This is a genomic window from Psychrobacter sp. 1Y10 (assembly GCF_052259005.1).
Lineage (GTDB): Bacteria > Pseudomonadota > Gammaproteobacteria > Pseudomonadales > Moraxellaceae > Psychrobacter > Psychrobacter saeujeotis.
This window is the reverse complement of the sequence record NZ_JBQQES010000009.1, coordinates 54,301-76,938: the sequence shown is the minus strand read 5'-3', so window position 1 is coordinate 76,938 and position 22,638 is coordinate 54,301. Positions and strand designations below refer to the sequence as shown.

The 22,638-nt window shown below is 41.5% G+C and carries 17 protein-coding genes and 1 tRNA gene; 7 read left to right on the top strand and 11 right to left on the bottom strand.

The genetic code is table 11. The annotated features are described in order from the left end of the window. Positions 1–65 precede the first annotated feature (65 nt). From accD to ACTXGH_RS11665, 5 genes are all read right to left on the bottom strand, one after another. Positions 66–1,016 (bottom strand): acetyl-CoA carboxylase, carboxyltransferase subunit beta, encoded by a 951-nt coding sequence (gene accD / locus ACTXGH_RS11685; RefSeq protein ID WP_439296602.1) that lies wholly within the window; start codon positions 1,014–1,016, stop codon positions 66–68. 254 nt (positions 1,017–1,270) lie between these two features. Further along, positions 1,271–2,095 (bottom strand): tryptophan synthase subunit alpha, encoded by an 825-nt coding sequence (gene trpA, locus ACTXGH_RS11680; protein ID WP_439296563.1) that lies wholly within the window; start codon positions 2,093–2,095, stop codon positions 1,271–1,273. Positions 2,096–2,112: 17 nt separating this feature from the next. Further along, positions 2,113–2,883: a hypothetical protein gene (locus tag ACTXGH_RS11675; protein ID WP_439296564.1), complete on the bottom strand. Its 771-nt coding sequence runs from the start codon at positions 2,881–2,883 to the stop codon at positions 2,113–2,115. 407 nt (positions 2,884–3,290) lie between these two features. Then, the gene (gene trpB / locus ACTXGH_RS11670; RefSeq protein WP_439296565.1) at positions 3,291–4,565 is read right to left on the bottom strand and encodes a tryptophan synthase subunit beta; all 1,275 of its coding nucleotides are present in this window, start codon (positions 4,563–4,565) and stop codon (positions 3,291–3,293) included. 150 nt (positions 4,566–4,715) lie between these two features. Next, positions 4,716–5,417, bottom strand: a complete 702-nt coding sequence (locus tag ACTXGH_RS11665; RefSeq protein WP_439296603.1) for a phosphoribosylanthranilate isomerase — start codon at positions 5,415–5,417, stop codon at positions 4,716–4,718. A 171-nt stretch (positions 5,418–5,588) separates the two neighbouring features. Here ACTXGH_RS11665 and ACTXGH_RS11660 point away from each other — a divergent pair, with 171 nt between their 5' ends. Continuing rightward, the gene (locus ACTXGH_RS11660; protein ID WP_439296566.1) at positions 5,589–7,208 is read left to right on the top strand and encodes a cryptochrome/photolyase family protein; all 1,620 of its coding nucleotides are present in this window, start codon (positions 5,589–5,591) and stop codon (positions 7,206–7,208) included. Between the two features lie 8 nt (positions 7,209–7,216). Here ACTXGH_RS11660 and ACTXGH_RS11655 read toward each other — a convergent pair whose 3' ends face one another. Beyond that, a complete protein-coding gene (locus ACTXGH_RS11655; protein ID WP_439263237.1) occupies positions 7,217–7,978 on the bottom strand; it encodes a DUF4230 domain-containing protein in 762 nt (253 codons plus the stop codon). Positions 7,979–8,522: 544 nt separating this feature from the next. Between ACTXGH_RS11655 and ACTXGH_RS11650 the strand changes: the two genes are divergently transcribed. After that, complete coding sequence (locus ACTXGH_RS11650; protein ID WP_439296567.1) at positions 8,523–10,247, top strand: proline--tRNA ligase; 1,725 nt, start codon at positions 8,523–8,525, stop codon at positions 10,245–10,247. A 119-nt stretch (positions 10,248–10,366) separates the two neighbouring features. On the opposite strand, the gene queF is transcribed toward ACTXGH_RS11650, so the two are convergent. From queF to ACTXGH_RS11630, 4 genes are all read right to left on the bottom strand, one after another. Next, complete coding sequence (gene queF / locus ACTXGH_RS11645) at positions 10,367–11,251, bottom strand: NADPH-dependent 7-cyano-7-deazaguanine reductase QueF (RefSeq protein WP_439263235.1); 885 nt, start codon at positions 11,249–11,251, stop codon at positions 10,367–10,369. Positions 11,252–11,356: 105 nt separating this feature from the next. Next, positions 11,357–12,130 carry an ABC transporter permease gene (locus ACTXGH_RS11640; protein WP_439263331.1) on the bottom strand — a complete coding sequence of 258 codons (774 nt, stop codon included), beginning with the start codon at positions 12,128–12,130 and terminating at the stop codon, positions 11,357–11,359. 29 nt (positions 12,131–12,159) lie between these two features. Next, positions 12,160–13,122, bottom strand: coding sequence for an ABC transporter ATP-binding protein (locus tag ACTXGH_RS11635; protein WP_299221560.1), 963 nt, complete (start codon positions 13,120–13,122; stop codon positions 12,160–12,162). Between the two features lie 228 nt (positions 13,123–13,350). Beyond that, positions 13,351–14,031: a c-type cytochrome gene (locus tag ACTXGH_RS11630; RefSeq protein WP_439296568.1), complete on the bottom strand. Its 681-nt coding sequence runs from the start codon at positions 14,029–14,031 to the stop codon at positions 13,351–13,353. Positions 14,032–14,410: 379 nt separating this feature from the next. On the opposite strand from ACTXGH_RS11630, the gene ACTXGH_RS11625 reads away from it, so the two are divergent. The 5 genes from ACTXGH_RS11625 to ACTXGH_RS11605 all read left to right on the top strand — a co-directional run bounded on the left by ACTXGH_RS11625 (position 14,411) and on the right by ACTXGH_RS11605 (position 20,320). Continuing rightward, positions 14,411–14,487, top strand: a tRNA-Arg gene (locus ACTXGH_RS11625). A gap of 164 nt (positions 14,488–14,651) precedes the next feature. Continuing rightward, a complete protein-coding gene (locus ACTXGH_RS11620) occupies positions 14,652–16,109 on the top strand; it encodes a tyrosine-type recombinase/integrase (protein WP_439296569.1) in 1,458 nt (485 codons plus the stop codon). A gap of 218 nt (positions 16,110–16,327) precedes the next feature. Next, positions 16,328–17,386 (top strand): hypothetical protein, encoded by a 1,059-nt coding sequence (locus ACTXGH_RS11615; RefSeq protein WP_439296570.1) that lies wholly within the window; start codon positions 16,328–16,330, stop codon positions 17,384–17,386. A 132-nt stretch (positions 17,387–17,518) separates the two neighbouring features. Continuing rightward, positions 17,519–17,797, top strand: coding sequence for a helix-turn-helix transcriptional regulator (locus ACTXGH_RS11610; RefSeq protein WP_439296571.1), 279 nt, complete (start codon positions 17,519–17,521; stop codon positions 17,795–17,797). A gap of 3 nt (positions 17,798–17,800) precedes the next feature. Next, complete coding sequence (locus ACTXGH_RS11605) at positions 17,801–20,320, top strand: DUF927 domain-containing protein (protein WP_439296572.1); 2,520 nt, start codon at positions 17,801–17,803, stop codon at positions 20,318–20,320. Between the two features lie 1,100 nt (positions 20,321–21,420). Here ACTXGH_RS11605 and ACTXGH_RS11600 read toward each other — a convergent pair. Next, positions 21,421–22,629, bottom strand: a complete 1,209-nt coding sequence (locus ACTXGH_RS11600) for a hypothetical protein (protein ID WP_439296573.1) — start codon at positions 22,627–22,629, stop codon at positions 21,421–21,423. Between the last annotated feature and the right edge of the window lie 9 nt (positions 22,630–22,638).

Genomic DNA, 22,638 nt, shown 5'->3' with positions numbered 1-22,638 from the left:
CGATAAATGCTATTTAAAGGGTAAGCCAAACATGCGACATACAAAAACTTAAGTACTCACACAATTTAGGCGTCTACATTATCCGTATGCGTAAGCTTAGCTAGCAGACGATAAATGGTATCAATCATCTGATGACGATGTACCACTTCATCAACCACGCCATGCTCTAACAAAAACTCAGCACGCTGAAACGGCTCTTCTAACGTCTCGCGCACCGTTTGCTCGATCACGCGCTTACCTGCAAAACCAATCATCGCTTTTGGCTCCGCCAGATGAACATCACCAAGCATGGCAAGAGAAGCGGTCACCCCGCCATAAACTGGATTGGTCAGTACCACAATATAAGGAACGCCAGCAATTCTTAGGCGTTCAACAGCAGCGGCAGTACGTGCCATCTGCATTAAGGACAGTAAACCCTCTTGCATACGCGCGCCACCTGAGGCTGCAAAACATACTAAAGGTTTTTTGTCTTTGAGTGCTTTTTCAGCAGCTTGTACAAACCGATCGCCAACGACCGATCCCATAGAACCACCCATAAAGCGAAAATCAAAGGCGCAAGCAACCACATCAAGGTTGCGTAACTTACCATGCAAAACAATTAGAGCTTCTGTCTCGCCAGTCTTAGTCTTAGCCTCAGTCATGCGCTGGGGGTATGGTTTGCTATCTACAAACCCAAGAGGGTCTTTGGCGCTAAATTCTTGTCCAAGCTCTCCATCTACTTGATCCAAAAACCACTGTAGACGTTCACGCGCAGTCATTGGTAGATGATGATCACAGTGCGGGCAGACATAACAGTTAAAAATCAGTGCTGTATTGGTAATCATTGAATGACAATTGGTACATTCTGTAGACGGCTCGGTTTCCACTGCAGTCAGCGTAGCGGTTAATTGCTGCTTGATACCCGGTACTGGGCGATCAAACCATGATTGACCAGCTTGAGAGTTATCTGTAGGAGGGCTAGCATCATCACTTTGAGTTTTAGGTTTTTTTATAGTATCAGTCATATTATTCGCCATTGTTGAAGGCTTATCGGCAAGCTTGCTCATCTACTTGTCCTTAAGAGTTTAATTGTTGTCTAGTCTAGGAAGCAAATACAGCCATAACATGAGCCGTTATGACTAACACGGTAGCTTATTCGCATTACTATTATCTATGTCATGATAAACAATAAGCTGAATAAATCGAGTAATTGTAACAAATTATACATCATGTTAGTTTACACACGTAAACTAAATATAGCAAAGTGATTTACTGTTATTGTCATCATTACTTAGGCACTCAAACTGTCTAATGCACCGCGTAGCTCATCCATTTTTGCCATGATTTTTTGCTGAGCTGTCGCCACAGCGGTGGCATCATTGGCATCGATATCGGCAAAGTTCTGTACCAATGCACTACCGACGATGACGCCATCTGCATGAGTACCGATCGCTTTGGCAGACGCACCATCACGGATACCAAAACCGACGCATACTGGCAAATCGGTCTCTGCTTTAATCGCTTGAACTTGAGTCGCTACATCGTCAGTATCTAGTGTGGCTGAGCCCGTCACGCCTTTTAGTGATACATAATAAATATAGCCGCCACAATGAGTCAAGACTTGCTCACGGCGCTCAGGCAAAGTGGTTGGCGATAGCAAGAAAATCTCATTCATCGCATGCTCAGTCAAATGCTGAGTGAAGCTGCCCGCCTCTGCTGGTGGCAAATCTACCATCAATAAGCCATCAACGCCTGATTGCTCACACAATGCGACAAAATTGTCATAGCCGATGATTTCAACAGGATTGAGATAACCCATTAGAATGATTGGTGTCTGCGTATCTGTTTGACGGAACTCTGCAACCATTTTTAATGCGTCACGAGTACTGGTACCAGCTGCCAATGCGCGCTCGCCAGCCAATGCAACAGTTGGACCATCAGCCATTGGGTCAGAAAATGGTAATCCAACTTCAATCATATCGGCACCATGCTTGACTAAGTCATGTAGTAAGCCAACAAAGCTATCAGGTGTTGGATCGCCTGCCATTACATAAGGAATCAGAGCTTTTTTATTCTGTGATTTTAAGGTTTTAAATGTGCTTTCAATTCGGGTCATATTATTTCCTATAACTATTAATTTTCTTTGGTCTCTGAATTTTTATCAAGTGACATCTTGCCACCGTTAAATTGAATGTTTGAATTACTGAGACCTTTAAGTATAATTTCATAAGGGTGTGATACTCTTTTCTCTCTTCCACTGTAATTTATTGACATCATTTTTATGATCTCTAGATCATTATCAGTTATTCCATTTTCAATATCCAACTTAGAAATCAAGTTAATTATATTCTGATAATTTCTTTGATTTTCATAAATAGACATAAGTGTAGAAGTCCTACTGTTTGAAGATTTAATAATGTATATGACAAAAAAACCTAAGCTTAAAAATAGACTTATAACTACTATATATTTTTGTATTGAAAACACATCACTTTTTAGAAAGATTAGCAGGAAAAAAGATAGTATCATAGCAAAGACAGAAAACGAAAAAAGATTAATCATTTTATTTCTTAGGCTAAATGCGGATTTATACTCTTGTTTCTGTATTTCCAGTAGATTTTCATTATCATTTTCTGCAATATAATTCTCATATTTTATAAACTCAGAATTTATAAAACCCTTACTGTCAAAATCTTTATAATACTTTTTAAAATTATCACTTATATTATCATTTATAGTTTTAGAAAGTATTGTATTAACTTTTTCTGGTGAATCATAATAACTATTTATTAAACCCTCTAAATTTTTATCTAATTCAGCACTACTAGATGTATTTTCAAGTTTGTTAATCTTTAGATTTATACCTTTGTACTCGTCTACTAACTCCTTATATTTTTTATTCAACTCAATATTTACAGAGTCATTTTTTTGTCCTTCAACGAACTATCTTTTAGAAAAAACAAATCAATAAATTCATTACTTCTACTACGAATAGAAAGAACAAAAACAACAAGAGTAATTATTACTCCTATTAACGCAAATAAAGGAATATCAGATATATTCGAACTTATAAAATACAAAAAGTCCTGCATTGTTATTTCCTAAAGTAAACAACATTAACATTCAAAAAACTTAGCAACTCTCATATTATTGCAGTGTATACAGGTCATTGAAGTAAATATAATAGACCTCTTGTAAAATTGCTAACTGATTGAGCTTCATGAACGAAGCTTCAATGCTTAGCCACTACTTATACAAGAGGTTTAATCTGTAGAATTAGATTTGTTCTATATATTAAACTGTAGGATGTACTACAACTCAATTCCTTCCGCCTTCATTACCGAATGCAAATCTTTATCACCGCGACCTGACATATTGACAATAATCGTTTGATCAGGGGTCATGGTTTTAGCCAGCTTAAGCGCATAGGCAACAGCATGGGCAGATTCGAGCGCAGGGATAATACCTTCTTTACGCGTGGTTTCATGAAAGCCTTCTAACGACTCTTTATCAGTACAACCAACATACTCAACACGTTTCATATCTTTTAAGAAGCTGTGCTCAGGACCGACACCAGGATAATCAAGTCCAGCTGAAATAGAATGCGTCTCTTGAATTTGACCTTCATCATCTGCCATCAGGTAGGTACGGTTGCCATGTAGTACACCGATACGACCAGCAGCTAATGGTGCTGAATGACGACCTGATTCGATACCATCACCTGTCGCTTCCACGCCATACATTTTGACTTCAGTATCGTTTAGGAAATCAAAGAATAAACCAATAGCGTTCGAGCCACCACCGACACATGCAACCAACGCATCCGGTAATTTGCCTGTTTTTTCTAAATGCTGAATACGCGCTTCTTTACCAATAATCGCTTGAAAATCACGTACCAGTAACGGATATGGATGTGGGCCTGCAACCGTACCGATAATATAATAAGTGCTATCGACATTGGTCACCCAGTCGCGCATGGCTTCATTCATCGCGTCTTTGAGCGTGCGTGAGCCAGAAGTGACTGGCACAACCGTTGCACCAAGCAAGCGCATACGATAGACATTCATCTTTTGACGCTCGACATCGTCAGCCCCCATATAGACGATACACTCTAGCCCCAAGCGTGCGGCAATCGTCGCCGTTGCCACGCCGTGCTGTCCTGCACCAGTCTCAGCGATAATACGTTTTTTGCCACACATTTTGGCAAGCAGCGCCTGACCAATGGTGTTATTGACTTTATGCGCGCCTGTATGGTTTAGGTCTTCACGTTTGAAGTAAATTTGCGCACCGCCAATCTCGTCACTCAAACGCTTAGCATGATACAGCGGCGTTGGGCGACCGACATAATTCACCAAATCGTTGTGATACTCCTCCCAGAACGCTGGATCTGCTTTGACTTTGGTATAAAGCGTTTCTAGCTCTTCTAGGGCAGCCATTAGCGTCTCAGAGACAAAACGCCCCCCATGTACACCGAAATGTCCGCGTGCATCAGGATACTGGTTAAAATCCTGTACATTTTCAGGATTGGTAAAAGTATTTACAGATTGTGCGGTAGCAGATAAATCTTTGTTCGCGACATGACTCATGATAATTCCTACTGTAATAAGTGGTATTTTTTAGATAACTATAAAGAAGATAATAAAAGGGATAACAATCTAATAAGATTTAAGCAGAAAAATCGGAATAACGATTAACTAAGCAGAGTATGTATAGCAAACAACTTGATACAAACCCACTTAAATGGCGCCAGTGACCGTAGCGTTTTGCCATCGATCGCGCTTGACCGCTTTCATAAAGGCACGCATTTTGGCAGCATCTTTTTTACCTTTATCGATCTCGATACCACCACTCACATCGACACCATAAATAGGCAAATCTAATGTAGCGGCCACATTATCGGCATCAAGTCCACCAGCCAACACAATCGGCAGTGCGCTGTCATGTGGAATGAGGTTCCAGTCAAAACGTGCGCCTGTACCGCCATACTTATGCTGATGGTAGGCATCTAATAAGATGCTACTCGCCCCTGCTGCTGCAAATTCGTCAATCTGAGCACTGACACTAGCAGCACTATCCGTATCAGCATTAACGCGCAATGCTCTGATCCAGCGCTTATTGACCGTACTTGCCAGCTGCTCACACTGCTCAGGCGTTTCATCGCCATGGAACTGGATAATATCAAAAGAGACGTCATTTGCTAAATTGATCAGCTCATCTTTGGACATATTGACTACCAATGCCACCACGCTGACAAAAGCAGGTACAGCAGCGCTCAGAATTTGCGCTTGCTCTATTGTGACCGCGCGGGGGCTTGGTGGATAAAACACCAAACCCACTGCGTCTGCACCTAATTGTGCCGCAGTCTGTATATCATTAAGCTGAGTAAACCCGCAAAACTTAACGTGCATTTTGTGACCTTGCGTTTCATGGTGCTGAATATGACACCGATTATAGCGGTATCAGACAGGTTCAGGCTAAAGTTAAATCGTTAGATGTGATGAGGTTTTGTTAACCAAACGGCAAAGCCATTGCATCCAAAAACTTATCCTAGCATACTTTTATCCTTAGTTTCGTTTACGATTGCGATTGATTGATATAGGGATACCTTGATGTCTAAGACTGCACAGACAGCGGCGAATAATACTAATACTGACGACAATGCTACTAGCAAAAATCCACCGCATTACTTGATGTGGTTTCGTCGTGACCTTCGTATCCATGACAATACCGCTCTAGCAGCGCTGTGCGAACGTGCAAAGGAAGAAAACGCCTCGGTGTCTGCCGTATTCTTTTTGACGCCTGAGCAGTGGCAAGAACATGATACGTCCCTTGTGCAAGTCGACCATATTGCCCGCACGCTACCTATCCTAGCAAAGGACCTGCAGTCGCAACTGAACATCACTTTAACCGTGCAAATCTGTCCAAGCTTTACTGACTGTATAGAAACGCTCACAACCTTATGCAAAGATAATGAAATCAGTTGCATCATGGCCAATCATGAGTACGAAGGCAATGAGATTGATCGTGATGAGCAATTGAGTAAGCAACTTGCAAAAGATAATATCGAGTTCGTCCGCTGGCATGACCAATGCATTTTGCCACCGCAAAGCATTACGACCAATGATGGCGACAGCATGTATAAAGTCTTTACGCCATTTTATAAGAAATGGCGACATACGTTAGACGTTAGTACCATTCAAATGCATGAAGCACCCGCAGTGGATAGCGACTATAAAATCAAACTAAAATCATCGCAAACGTTTGCCAATACAGTCGATGATATCGAAGCACTAAGTAAAAAAATGCTCAGTGACTACAAGCAAACACTAGAAAAGAACAAGTCATTACAACATATCAATATGACAGCCCAGATTGACCAGGCAAGAGACGCTTATCCTGCTGGTGAAGATGCTGCTTGTCAGCGTTTAAAAGAATTTGTCGCTAATGATATAAATAACTATGATGTCAGCCGTGATGTCCCCCATTTACATGCAACCAGTCAGCTATCGGCTTATCTTACTATAGGGTCTATCAGTCCTAGATTTTGCTATCTACAAGCAAGTAAAGCACAAGAAAAGCTACACGGTAATGATGGCGATAATGAAGACATCAATCGCTGGATAAGCGAGCTTGCATGGCGAGATTTTTATCGTCATGTACTAGTGGACAAACCAGCACTTGTCTGTCACAAGGCTTATAAAGAAGAAACAGATAACAAGATCAATTGGTCATACGATAGCGATGATTTTGAGACATGGTGCACTGGTAAAACAGGCGTACCATTAGTCGATGCAGCGATGCGCTGCTTAAATGCGACGGGGTTTATGCACAATCGACTGCGCATGGTCACCGCCATGTTTTTGACCAAAGACTTGCTGATTGATTGGCGCTTAGGAGAGCGCTACTTTATGCAGCAGCTCATTGACGGGGATTTTGCGTCCAATAACGGCGGTTGGCAGTGGAGCGCGTCAACAGGCACCGACTCAGCGCCCTACTTTCGTATTATGAATCCCTTTAGCCAAGCCAATACGCATGACTCTAAAGCATTGTTTATTAAAACTTGGCTACCAGAGTTAGAAGATATTCCTACTAGCATCTTGCATAGCGAAGACAAGATGCGCAAAGAATTGGCAAAAGGTGGCAAGTTTGCCGATATTGACTACCCTGCGCCGATGGTCGAGCATAAATCGGCACGCAAGCTGGCTATTGCCGAATTCAAAAAAGAATAAATATTAGCTTAGCTATTGGTAGTGACTGGCAGTCGGCAAGCCCCTGCTCCTTGTGTGGTCACAGTCACCACTGCGCCAGTCATCGCAAACAATTGTTGCAGCTGCATTTGGGCATTTTTTAGCGCCATATTCATCACATCACCTCGGCACGCACGCTCCAGCACTTCTTTTTTTGCCATTGTCTGTGCTTGCGCGAGTATCTTAGGATCAACCTGCATCAAACCAAAAGCACCTGTTTGCCAGTCATAGATTTCCAAGTCGTCTAGATACACTGAAAATATCTCTGATGGCGGTAAGGTAATGTTGATTTGCGGCATCATCGCGGTATTATTGTCGCTCGCCGTCTGTGCTTCATCTTCACCTACGTTAGACTCTTCAAGCTGTACGACTTGTACCATCTCAGGCGTCAACGCGCTCAAATCTATACCCGCATCTACCCGACCACGAGCAATAAACAAGCCTTTTTGCTCATCTTGCCAAAGTTTCATCCAGCTGCCCTGTCGCTCACTGGTAATCACTGTATCCACGCTAAAAGCTACGGTCTGCAACCGATTTAACTGTTGAATCTGCGTCACCACACCTTCACGAGTGACGGTTTCAATCGGTTCTTCTACCGTCCGCTCATTAATAGTATAAACAGCAAAAGCTAAGGCCGTAAAACTAATAATTAACAATATCCATGTCGCTATTCCAGTAGGCTGTTTTGGTTTAGGGCGCTTACTAATATTGTCGCGAGCATTACTAGGTGTACGATTATCAGAAGTTGTCATATGCGCTACCTTTTATATTGTTAACGGCACTCAAAAGACGTTATTTACAAATGCTAAATTAAGCACGGCTCTATAGCATAAATGACGCTTTTCAAAATGACTTCAAGTATTAGCTACTAATCTTCTACACAATTGCTTAGTCCACAATTTTACAAACTCAACCGCTTTTAGACTTACTACAATTCTCACCGACGACGAATACTAAAACTATCAGATATTTGCTTCATTTTTTGTCCTATATTGAAGTTTGTATAGCGTTCTATTGTAAAAGACAAAAAGTCATTGCGTATGAGGCAAACTTTACCTAACATAGTCTGATTGCATCGATGAAATGTCAACGTATATAGACTACCTGACATTAGCCTGTTTTTAGATAGGTTTTGAACAAAAAGCTTGACTATAAATTGCTAATTTATACACTGTCACGTCGATCAAATCATTAGTTATATCAGGTTATATATTAAAGGCAAGCTTGTAGCAGCTATCTAACGCTCAGCGCCTTATTTATTATTTATTTTATCGTTGATAAGGTTCCGCTTTATTTATGAAAGCCAGTCAATTCTTGTTCGCCACTCTAAAAGAGACCCCAAGTGACGCCGATATCGCTTCAAGCCAATTGATGGTGCGTGCCGGCCTTATTCGTAAAATTGCTTCTGGATTATATATCTGGCTGCCTATGGGGCTACGCATTTTACAAAAAGTTGAGCGTATCGTCCGTGAAGAGATGCAAAATATTGGGGCTCAAGAGGTTCTTATGCCCATGACCCAGCCAGCTGAGTTATGGGAAACTACTGGTCGCTTCGACGACTATGGACCAGAGCTATTGCGCTTCAAAGATCGTCACGATCGTGATTTCGTGCTTGGCCCAACGCACGAAGAGGTCATCACTAACCTTGCACAAGGTGAACTGCGTAGTTACAAACAGCTGCCAATCACCTTTTTTCAGATTCAAGGCAAGTTCCGTGATGAGATTCGTCCCCGCTTTGGCGTGATGCGTGCGCGCGAATTTACTATGAAAGATGCTTACTCGTTCCATGTCGATCAAGTTTCGCTCGCTAAGACTTATCATGATATGTATGAGGCTTATACGCGTATCTTTACCCGCTTAGGCTTAGACTTCCGTGCGGTACAGGCAGATACAGGCTCTATCGGTGGCTTTGCCTCGCATGAGTTCCATGTGCTAGCCGATAGTGGCGAAGATGATATCGCTTTTTCTGATTCCTCAGACTATGCTGCCAACGTTGAGCTTGCCGAATCTATATCATTCAATATGGCTGAACGCCAACCGCCAAAGCAAGAGCGCGAAGACGTGCTCACCGAAGGCATGACCACTTGTAAGATGGTCGCTGAACACTTGGATATCCCGCTTGCCGATACGGTTAAAACCTTAATCGTTCATGGTCATAAAGAAGATGATACACCGCAGCTCATCGCTGTCGTACTACGTGGTGATCATCAGTTGAACACTATCAAAGCTGAGAAAATCGAAGAAGCCAACGTGCCACTAACTTTGGCCTCTGATGAAGAGCTCAAAGCAGCGGGTCTACACAAAGGCTTTATCGGTGTTGATTTGGATATGCCAGTCTTTGTCGATCGCTCGGCGGCGACCTTGTCAGACTTTGTGACAGGTGCTAATAAAGTAGATAAACATACCGTCGGCATGAACTGGGCACGTGATGCACGTATCACACGCATTGTAGATGTGCGTAATGTGCAAGAAGGAGACCCCTCTCCTGATGGCAAAGGCACACTAAAAATCAAACGCGGTATCGAAGTTGGTCATATTTTTCAATTGGGTGACAAGTACTCCCAAGCGATGAATGCTACCGTATCTGGTGAAGATGGTAAGCCAGTTACCCTTATGATGGGTTGCTATGGTATTGGCGTTAGTCGTATCATCGCTGCTGCCATCGAGCAGAACAACGATGAGAACGGTATCATGTGGCCAAAAACGCCATCAGTTGATGACTCAATTGCACCTTTTGAAGTGGCCATCATTCCGATGAAGTCGAAAGAAGAAACCGTCATGCAAACGGCAACAGCTCTGTATGACGAATTAAAGGCTCAAGGCATTAATGTGTTACTTGATGACCGCAACGAGCGCCCTGGGGTCAAATTTGCCGATCTTGAGCTAATTGGTATCCCGCATCGTATCGTGGTCTCGGACCGTAACTTGGCTGAAGGTAAGTACGAATATGTCAATCGCCGCGAGACAGAAAAGCAAATGCTAAGCCGCGAAGAAGTTATGGCAAAAGTAAGTAGCAAGTAGTTTTTCTGATAAAAAATGTACTAAAAAAAGTGCCTATTTCACTTGATGAAATAGGCGCTTTTTTTATTTTATAGTAGGTCGGCTATATAATCTAAATTATACAAAACCAACCCTATCAATTACTGACGAATCAAACGACTTGGTTTAGGTAATAAACCTATGTCACTGACGCGGCAAGGATTGATATCGATACCACCGCGGCGCGTATACCAAGCACGAACCATCAGCTCTCTTGGTTTATAACATTCACTCAAATCAGCGAATATCTGTTCGACACATTGCTCATGGAAGCCATTGTGCTGACGGAAGCTCAATATATAACGCAGCATATTCGCATTATTAAAAAATTTGTCAGTAGTAATCGATACAGACAGAGTTCCCCAATCTGGTTGATTGGTCACCGGACAATTACTACGCAGTAGATTAGAATAAAAGGTATACGGCTGAGTACCATCACTTGCCACGCTTTCACTGCTCGCTTCTACTTCGTTTTCACTCAGCAATGACGCATCAGGATGTTCAGTTAATGCAACTTTGTCCATGTTGCCTGCTAGTGCTTCATCAATGCAAACACCATCAGGCCGAGAAATCAACAAACCTGTCGTTTTATCATCCAAACCACCCTCTAAGCCAAACAACTCAACCTGTACTTCAGCTTGCACGCATGCTGATAAATCTTTAGCAATCAACGCTTGTACGTCGTTCCAGCTGGCAAATTCGGTAAAGTTAATGCTGTTTAGGTACAATTTAAGTGATTTTGATTCGACAATGAATGGTGAGCTGGCAGGAATACCAAAGCGGGCGATGGCAACTTGAGAGATACCTTGCAGGTTTAACCAAGACATCTCAAAAGCATGCCACCAATCTACACCAACTGCCAACTTATCATCATGCCAGCCAATTGCATCACGTCCCATACGACGAGCAATGGGATATAGTGTCTCTGGACTATACTCAGTTGGGTAGTCGGTGGTTTGTTCACCTAAAATACCGTGAATACTCATTTAACTTCCTGATATTAAACCGTTAATAATTTATGTCCAAGATGACAATGTACCAAAATAACAATCACGCTATCTTTTAAAGTGCCACTTTTTAGATAATAAGGTTTACAAGCGCACGCGCGATCCATTACTGAGTAAGCGATAGGCAATGGTATAAAATATCGCGCAGAATACAAAAATCGCGACCATCGAATACCAAACATTGACATCTGAATATCCCAAAATACCGTAGCGGAACGAGTTCACCATATAAACGATGGGATTTAATAACGAAACGTTTTGCCAAAATGGAGACAAATTCTCCATCGAATAAAACACACCGCCAAGATAAGTAAGCGGAGTCAATACAAAGCTTGGAATGATAGAGATATCATCAAACGAGCGCGCGAATACGGCGTTGATAAAACCACCAAGCGAAAACAAAATGGATGTACCCAATACCGTAAATATCGTCACGAATAAATGCTCAATACCAAGGTCTGTAAAAAACAACGCCACTATCGAGACAATAATACCGATTGCCAGTCCGCGAAAGATACCACCGCTAATATAACCCATCAAAATAGAGTGCTTAGAGACGGGTGAAACGAGTAGCTCCTCAATACTAGCCGTAAATTTGGCACTAAAAAAGCTTGAGACGACGTTAGAGTAGCTATTGGTAATAATCGACATCATAATCAGACCGGGAACGATAAACTGCATATACGGCACACCGCCCATCTCCCCCACGCGCGAGCCAATCATCTTACCAAAAATGACAAAATACAGGCTCATTGTGATAACTGGCGGCAACAATGTCTGAGGCCAAATGCGTAAAATTCGGCGTACCTCTTTTAACCATATGGTACGAAAAGAAATCCACTTTTTGCTCCATGACATTGCTTTATTATGATCTAAGGCTTCTTGACTCATAACCCTGCCTCCTTCATGCTGTCTGCACTTTGAATATTTTTGTCAACTAAGCGCATAAACAACTCTTCTAAGCGGTTGGCTTTAGTACGCATACTAGCGACAGTGATGCCTTGATCGGACAATTGACTAAAGACATTGTTTAATGACTCACCTTCAGTGAGCGTAACTTCAATTGTCTGATCATCTGGTTGTGTTATACCCGTTACATCTATTAATTTTAATTCACGAGTAAGCGGCGTATCCAAATCGAGTACAAAGGTTTCAACTGACAACTGCGCCAATAGGTTTTTCATTTCTGTGTTAATGCGGATTTCACCATGATCTAAAATTGCAATGCGCTTACACAACTGCTCAGCTTCTTCAAGATAATGCGTAGTCAAAATGATGGTCGTATTTTCTTCAATATTAATCTGCTGCATAAATTCCCACATAGAGCGGCGCAGCTCAATATCTACCCCAGCAGTCGGCTCATCAAGAATCAACAGTTTTGGTTTATGAATGAGTGCTCGTGCGATCATCAAACGGCGTTTCATACCGCCTGATAGCTCGCGCGACTTATTGTCACGCTTGTCCCATAAGCCAAGCGCCGTCAACAGTCGTTTCGCCCGTGGTCGTGCTTCCTTAGCTGGGATACCAAAGTAACCGGCCTGAGTAATTAAAATATCTTGTACTTTTTCAAACTGGTTAAAATTGAATTCTTGCGGTACCACACCAAGATATTGCTTTGCAACGGAGGGGTCGGTTAAAAGGTCAGTACCAAAGATATTGACGCTACCAGTTGTTGGTTTAAATAAGGAGCTAATAATGCCAATCATCGTTGACTTGCCCGCACCGTTTGGTCCAAGCAAAGCAAAAAACCCACCTTGTGGCACCGTTAGGCTGACATCTTTTAGGGCCGAAAACCCATTATCATAGGTTTTGGATAGATTTTGGATAGAAAGCGCTGGTACCTCAGACATGAATACCTCTTTATAAATTTATAAAATAAACGTTGTAATGCCTTAATGTGAGGTTGCTATAAGTAGATTTCAACTATAGCAATATATAACGACATTATTGATCTCATCTTTCGTCAATCATAAAAAAACGTCTATCTCAATCAGCGAAATAGACGTTTTACAATCTTATATAAGACATATCAAGGCGGTAATTACAAAACCACTCTTTGTCGCGTATACCTACGCAGACTAGCTGGCTTCCCCTACCATATAATCCACAGCATTTTGGACTTCTTCATCAGGAATATCGGCCCCACCTTTAGCAGGCATAGCATTAAAGCCATTAATAGCATGTGTATATAAAGTATCTGTACCTTTTGCTATACGTGGCCCCCAAGCACCTGCATCACCTAGTATAGGTGAACCAAGCAGTCCTGATGCATGGCAAGTCTGACATACTGCGTTATATACCGCTTTACCATCACGAGGGCCATCGCCAGCTGCTGGACCAGAAGAACGGGCTGTCACATCACAAACCTCATCGTCTTCAAAACAGACTTTAGCAACTGGTTGAATACGGGCTATCAGATTGGGATATAAAGCAATGAGCTTTTGCACTTGCGGTGTATCCTCAGGAATCGGCTCTTCATTAGCCGCAGGAGCTGCTTGCGCTGTTTCTTCTGTTGCTGCGCCCTCTTCAGTCGTAGCATCTGCAGGTAGAGCACCATCAACAGGAGCAGTATCGCTTGTAGTATTAGCGGCAGCTTGTGGCTCGTCACCTAGCTGTTGAGGCGCATCTTCAACCACTTCTTGCGCTTCTGCTACGTCAGATACCGTTACAGATGTATCTGCAACGTCTTCAGCTTGGCTCACTGCGATACTAGCGATTCCTAGAATGGCAGCTGCCGATAACATAACTACTTTTCTCATTCGTCACGTTCTCTTATTTACGTATACAAGTGCTGGCACGACTTGGACATTCTGTCTATCTTCCTTTGACAGTATCTAGTTATCAATGGCAAACAACCATTCCAAAGGCAAGCGTACTTGTAATCGGTGATTATGAATATAAATTTTCCCTAACATTATAAGGGAAAAGGTATACCAATTGCCATGCCTGTTTGCTGACTATCTTACTATTTATTAAATAATCTTCAGAGCTCGTTTCATTTATTGGCTTTACTACTTTTATTTGTTAGACTAAGCGGTCTTTATTTTTCGACGACTTATACTGCAAGTTTACTTCATGCATGCAGTTTTATACATGCAGTGACTTGACTCGTTTTACATAGCAGTCAATTCATCATATGCGCTCGTAGCTCAGTTGGATAGAGTATCGGTTTCCGAAGCCGAGGGTCGTGGGTTCGATTCCCGCCGAGCGCACCAATCATCGTATTATAGCCTTCCCTAGCATTACCTAAAACCTCTACAACCCTTTAATAGCAATATATTAAGTCTTTTAATATTACTTGTCATTACCTAGTAGCACCTATAAAATGTTGTTAAATTTGTTGTTAAAACATTTAACGTCTTTTACGGCTGCTATGAATATGAGAAAAGATCATCTATTAACTGACAATCGCGTGAAGTCCATAGCTAACCAGTCAGCACCTGACAAAGTCACCCGTCACAGTGATGGTAATAGCTTATATCTGATACAACACCCCAACGGCTCACTATTTTGGCAAATGTCGTACCGCTATCAATCGGATAAAGATATTAAGCCTAAACAAAAAACCTACCAAATTGGTATCTATAAATCATCAAAGCAAGTGATCGATTCATCATTCAAGCCGCAAGTATCGCTAAAGCAAGCGCGTATCGAACGTAATAAAGCAAAAGTATTATTGGCTGACGGTATCGACCCCACCGAACACAAAAGCATTGAGAAGAACAACTTTGAACAAAAGGACTTATTTAAAGTCATTGCTAAAAGCTATCTTGATGAAAAATCTAAGACCACAGCCAAGAATGTGCAAAAGCTGCAAGGATTTTTAAATAACCATATCTTAAAGCACTTAGGCACGTACCCTATTGGGGCTATCACCGCGCAAGATATCATTAAGACAGGACTTGCCATTCAAGCCAGCTTTGAGCAGCAAGGCAAACATACCTCAGAAACCGCGCATAAGTGTATGGGACTGATTAGCTCCATCTTTGAGTATGCTATCAATACGCTAGGCTATGATATAACTAATATCGCCACTGGACGCAATAAGGCACTCAGACCGCACAAAGCCGAACGCATGAGGGCGGTAGAGCAGCACCAATTCCCCGACCTACTCCGCAATATTGATCAGTACATTAACAACCACCCAAACGCCCACGTACAGACCGTAGCAGGGTTACAGCTGATGACGCTGTGTTTTGTACGTACTAAAGAGCTTAGATACTTTGAGTGGTCAGAGATTGATTATCATAAAAGCGTATGGCGCATACCAGCCGCTAAGATGAAAATGCGCCAAGACCATATTATCCCGCTATCCCCGCAAGCTATGGCAATCATCGAACGTATGCGCCCCTTAACAGAGCAGACAGGCTATGTGTTCTATAACTTTGAGTCGAACAAGACCTATAGTGAAGCGTGGTTCAATCAAGCATTACAGCGCATGGGCTATACAGGCGATCCCTACCCTAAAATGACAGGTCACGGCTTTAGGCAGCTTGCTAGCACGGGTCTGTATGAGCTGCAATTTTCTGAAAGTTTGATTGAGATACAACTCGCCCACTTAGAACAATCGAGCGTGAGAAGACGCTACGACTTATCAGAGCATTTAGCTGAGCGCCAAATGATGATGAACCGCTGGGCAAACCATTTAGATGATCTACGCGCTGGCAAGGCAGTGAGCTTCGACTTACTGACCCCTGAACAAGTCGCTAAAGAAATGAATAGTCGCAACGAGCAAGCCACCGATATAGCGCTGCATGACAAAGACATATTGATAAAGAGCTTACAGGCACAAAGCGCATCAAAAGAGGTACTAGCCAAACTTGCCGAGCAGCTTTAACAACACCTTTTAACAACATGAGGCGCCAGCTTCTAGCTGTAAAAATATAAATATATGTCAAAACGGCACTGCCAGAACTGACAAAACCGAACATGATAGCGTCAATCGTTGTCATAACCAATTGCAAGGCTAGGACTAATTACCCGAACGATAGCAACCGCACCCTTAGCTGTCAGCGCCTTGCTCCTATTTTGTTTTAGGGGTGTAAGGGTGCGAATATGAGTAACGATGATATAGCTTTAAGTTTTGACACAGCAGAATATTATAGCTTGCAAGAGGCTAGTGAATACTTAAATAGAAAGTATAAAACTGATAGCGTTACACCCAAAAAGTTACTCAAAAGAATTTACGAGTTTGATTTAGATGCCTATATATATGGGAAAGGTTTCTTTTTATTAGGAACTCATTATTTAGACGGCTCAGATATACTCGATAGTTTAAATGAAGGAAATGAAGACTTTGAGGTTTATGCTAATCATATAGACTCTTATCTAATTTACTGTGACTTCTTGCCTTCAGTTCATTGTGAAACACTTGGTTTATTTATTAGGATAAGTAAGAGAGTAAAAGGTCAACTTCTATTTTTAAACCGGGCTGAAATTAATGATAAATGGGAAGATATCGAAGGATTGTTATCACACGATAAACTTAACGCTGACCCTAGTAATGTAGAAAAATTTCTCAGACCTCGGAATATACCTAGAAATTATAATGATGAAGACTATGACTTTAGTCAAATTAAAGTAATTCGAAGCTGTTACTCACCAATTCTACCGAAAGAACATATTGATGAATTCGGAATTGAAAAAGCATTAAAAAGAATAAACTTGAACGTATTAGAACATTATCATTTCGACGATTACCAAATTGAAGGTTATGAAGGTTCTAATCATTTTTATAATAACAAAGATACGATTGTATTAAACCTAGAAGTGAAACGTGATGAAATTCTAATCTTACACAGAGATTTAGAAAAACTAGAAAACTATATTATTAAACACCAAAAGCCTATAGAAAAATCTGAATCGGAATTTAAAAGGAGAGGCGTTAGCCCAAAACTATTAAAAGCAAAACTAGTTGCTGATGCCCATGCGCAATATTTATGGTCAAAAGACCATGATAAAAAAATTCGAATTGGTGAAATGTGTGAATTAATATGGAATTATTTAGTCGATACAGATTATCGAGACATGCTTCCTGACAAGAAAGAGTCTTTAAAAAGCTGGTTGAGCTTTATACCTAAACACGCTAGCGAATCAGGTAGACCGTCATCATAAATATATACTAACTTAGGTTAATCTATATAAGCCTAGGTTGCGGGAATTTTCTTATAAACCCCCACCCCTTAACATTCACTTCATAGCAGGGCATTACCGCCCATTCCTTTAACCGCTATGGAGTGAATTATTATGACCTTAGTCGATCAATATTTAAGAATGACAGACCTTGCCAATCAACCTGAGCGTAAAGCCAAGACTTATACTACCCGTTCAGGACAACAGCGCACTGTCACAGCCAAATCCGCTAAACGCGGTATTACTGGTTTTAGCGCTAAGCACATCTACCATCTAATTAATGAAGGCAAATTCCCAGCACCCGTAAAAATCGGACGGGCTAGTTTATGGCGCTTGTCTGATATCAATCAGTGGTTAGAAAGTCATATTACTACTAAAAATAGTGAGGTATAAATTATGACTACTTCAAAACAAAATAATGGCCAAGAAAAAGCCCGTGCTGTAAACACGGGCGTTGATACTATCTTGCAAGGCTATAAACCAAGCACAAGGGAGCAGCTGGCAGGCGATCCTTTGTTAATCAAACTCAATGACATGCTAGAACCTGAACGGCTGTTATTCGTTACAGGTGACACTACTATATATTATGGTGAGCAAATTGGCAAAACCGAACCGACAGCCAATACCATAGGCTTAGCATTGACCGACAAACAAGGCGTTATAGTAGGCGCAGTGTTCTACACACCAAACAGCAAAGCAAAGCCCATTGTCATTGATCCTACAGGTTATGGCGCTATCGTCATTGGTGAGCCAAACAAAGCCAATGAGATGATAGCTTTTAATGATCTAGATGATGGTATCGAGGTTTACAGCTACCTGATGGGCAGTGATAAAACAATCATTGTTAGCCCTCAAAAAACTAGGCAGTGTTTTAAGCAGATGGTGCAGCACTGGAGTAGCGGATCACAAATAACTGTACCGATGACACTTGATGACAAGGGATTAATAAACCTATTGGCAGGTGTAAAGGCGCAAGCATTGGTTACGGTGGCTCATATCGTCACCATGCTACAAGATGACAGCTATGAGGTGATATTGGCAGACAGTGACACCCAGCTAATCAATTTACAAGATACTGCCTACTATCCTGAATGGCGAGATGATCCCCAGCTGAATGAACCGATGATCTATAGAGATGGACGTTTTGAGCTTTATCACGATGGACTGTTTTTCGTGAAGTATAACGATGATGATCCAGCAAACATTACTTTCAAGTCTAAGGCATTTGTTTGTTCACCGATTGAGATTATCGCCAAGACACGGGACACAGGCAGCACCACATGGGGGCGGTTATTACAGTGGCGCGATGATGACAGCGTATTGCATACATGGTCCATGCCGTTATCACTACTGCAAGGCGATGCAAGGGAATACCGCCGTGAGCTGGCTAGTCAAGGCTTGAACATTACCACCAACCCCAAACAGCGCAGCTACTTAGACACTTACATTCAAGACTACCCTATTCACAAACGGGCGTTATGCGTGGATAAACTAGGCTGGCATGGTGAGCAATATATATTACATGACAGAACCATAGGCAGCGATGGTAAGCAGCTTATCGTCTATCAGTCTGCAAACAGCATTAACAGCACATTAGATCAGCAAGGAGAGCTAGCACAGTGGCGTGATGAGTTATGCAAACCACTGGCAGAACAAAGCCGTTTTGTGTTCTCTATTGCTTGCGCGTTTGCAGGTCAATTACTAGAGCTATTAGGCAGTGATGGGGGCGGTTTTCATATTATAGGCTCAAGCACTATGGGTAAGTCGTTATCGCTTAAAGTAGCGTCTAGTGTATGGGGCAAGCCTGAAAGCTATACTAAGACATGGCGCAGCACTGATAACGCACTAGAGGGCACAGCAAGCGAGTACAACGACAGCTTTTTACCACTCGATGAAGTCAGTGAGGGCAACCCAACAATATTAGGCAATATTATTTATATGTTGGGTAATGGTACAGGTAAAGGCAGAAGTACCACCACTGGACATAACCGCATAGCCAAAACATGGCGCATTATCTTTTTATCAACTGGTGAAAAGACGATACAGCAAGAAATGGCGCAAGTAGGGAAAAAGACTAATGCAGGGGTGGAAGTTCGAGTCGCGCATATAGACGCTGATGCTGGTGCTGGCAATGATTTAAGAATGTTTGATAGTTTGGTACTGGCAGACACGGGCGCAGCGCAAGCGGATAAAATCAATGAGCTATCACAAACTTACTATGGATCAGCTGGCATAGCGTGGCTAGAACATATCACCACTGACAAGGCAGCGACCACAGCCACCGCTAAACAGCTTGTAGATGACTTTATGAGTAAGTATAGCGACCTTGCACCGCAAGCGCATAGAGTGGCTAAACGGTTCGCTATCGTGGCAACAGCTGGTGAAATGGCAACCCGTGCAGGTATAACAGGTTGGCAAGCAGAACAAGCAACCACAGCCGTAATGACATGCTTAGGTAATTGGCTTGATAACTACGGGCGTGATGGTGAGCATGAGCAACGCCAAATCATAGAGCATATTAAGTCATTTATTGAACAGCATGGATCAAGTCGCTTTCAGCCTTGCTATAGAAATACTCGCTTAGACTTTGAGGAGAAAACCCCCAACCGCGTAGGCTATCGCAATATGGACACAGGGGACTATTACTTTTCCAAAGAAACTTTTAACAGCGTATGTGCGCCTTTTAGCAAAAAGAAAGTCTTAGAAGTGTTAAAGGAAGCGAACTTGTTGCTACTCAATCAAAGTGACCGTAAAACCTACAAAGCGCCTGATACTTTATTTAGTGGCAAGCAACGTCCATCTGTTTATGCGGTTACTGCTAACATACTTTCTTATGACCCTATGGAAAAGAGCGGGACAGACGGGACGAACGGGACAGACTATATGCAGCAAGGAATTACGCCGTCCCATTGCTAAAAAACGTAACGGGACGAACGGGACAGGGTTTTACATTTTAGCTTTTCTGTCCCACTTGTCCCTTTGTGAAAAACGATAACGGGACGGCTGAAAACTAATAAGTACGGGGGATGTCCCGTCTGTCCCGCTTGTCCCATGCAAAAAACTCAAGTACAGCAAAAATAATTAAAGGTAGGCGTTTATCGTCTGCCTTTTATCTTAATGAGAATGTACTTGTGAACATGCAATATTGTATTAAGAGATAAATTTATTGAGAAGCAGACCCTAATCCAAACTTGGATTACCCCTCTTAACAGCCTTTACTTACTATCTTCGACCCTATAAATCAGGAAGCAAGACCGTGGAAGCAAGAAGTGAATTTTTTGAAATATTGGGTTCACGGCAATCGCTTAGTATGCAGTAGATACAGCGGAATCAAAGAAGAAAAATGGAAGCAAGAGGAAGCAGGAAAAAAGGATTTAATTACCTAAATATATATTACTTACAATGGGAGCTACCCTAGGATTGCCGAAGACTTAACATTCTGAGAAATGTATGACCATAAGATATGATCCATCATAGTTATAGAAGGTTCTGATGTTTATCTATTCTGTACACTAATAAAATAACCGACTCAAGTAAATCTATCTCTGATAAAGTCTGGACGATTCAATCTACAATAGAACTGGAATCAAAACCATGGAATTAAGAAGATTTGGAATCAAAAAACGTATTCTTTAAAATATTGGAATCACGGCAATCGCTTGTCTTGTAATGGATACAGCGTAATCAGAGGAGAAAAAAGGAATCAAGAGGAAGCAGAAATTGGTAATCGGGTTATCTCTTTAATTCTTGAGATTTTTTTCAGTTAACTAGAAATTTTTTCTAAAATTCACGTTTTGGGGGGAGATTCAACTTTTATTACTCGTTAATATAATGGTTATAGGCAGTAAGTAACTGGCTATACAAACTAAATCTTTAACGGAGTAATAACTATGAAAGTTTATATGAATAATGGCGGTCAAGGTGCAGGCTGGCCAAGCCAGACAGGTAATCCATCAGGTGGTGGACGAGATAATAATCCGCCGAGTAAATAATAGTCTTAATTGATGGCACGAAAATCAAGTCATGCGTTCAATACATGTGGCTTGTTTTTTTAAATAATCTGGCCACTCAGTACGTTCTACTTTTAAGCCTTCACTTACCTTAGACTCATAATATGCAGTCATAGACTCCCACAAGTCGTAATAATCATAATGGATAATGCATCTTCGTTTATTATGCTTTTTATTTTGCTTATCTGTTTTCTCAAATGTGTTCTGGAAAAAGGCATAGACAAACCAGATGATGGCTTCAGCACTAGGCGGTAGTCCTTTCAGGTCATCAATATCTTCAGTCTTTATGTGCTTAACAAATGATTGTTGCCAGTTAATCAACACTTCATTCGGTTCATCCTTTGCAGAATCCTTCATACCAACTAACCAAAAGACGTCTTCAAGACTGAGCCAATTACGTTTACTATCGCGCTCACTTTTTTTATAGATAAACTCATCTAGCTTACCCTCCTCATCTTCTACCCTCCAGTCAATCTTGCCTCGAATACCATATAGACTTGTAGGCATTGTGCCATGCTTTTGAAAATACAAGACCGTAAGTAATAAATGAATAAAAGAGCGCGAAGTGCAAGTAAACGGGCTACCATTTTTATTGATTAAGTTATATTTTTTACTCGTTGAGTCATAATGCCACTTATCTGGATTTAGCTTCTGCATAAATAACCAGCCTAAACTAATAGGTTTAATAACCTTTGAATAGGCCGCATGGTGAATACATGCATCCAGATGAGCAATAAAACTCAAAACCAAATATAAATAGAACTCCTCTACTGGCATATCGACGTTGAGAGCGTCATCCTCGTAATTGAATGTATCAGACAAATAGGTTTTGAAATTTATAATAAGTTGATCATTAAGCTTTAGGTTTAGACACGAGTCTACGACCTTAGCATGCTCAAGTAAGTAGGTAGATGTTTCAGCACCAAGCATACGTACCAATGACTCATATGGATGTTCAGATAGCTCTCCATCCTCTAAGCTTATATCTTCTGGTTTAACACTTCCTTTTTCCTGCGTCGTAGCTAAATTATCAAATATATTCGCAATCTGTACCTTCTGCTTTTTAGGTATCTTAGAAAGCCCTTTTGTCAGCTTTCTCAATAAAATTTTGCCTTCAGGTAAACCTTTCATCAACAAATGGGTTGGCAGCATACTCACGTTATAACGTAGCTGTTCCTCTTCAGTATCATAAAGATTGATATTCTTATCCGTCATGCCATGTAA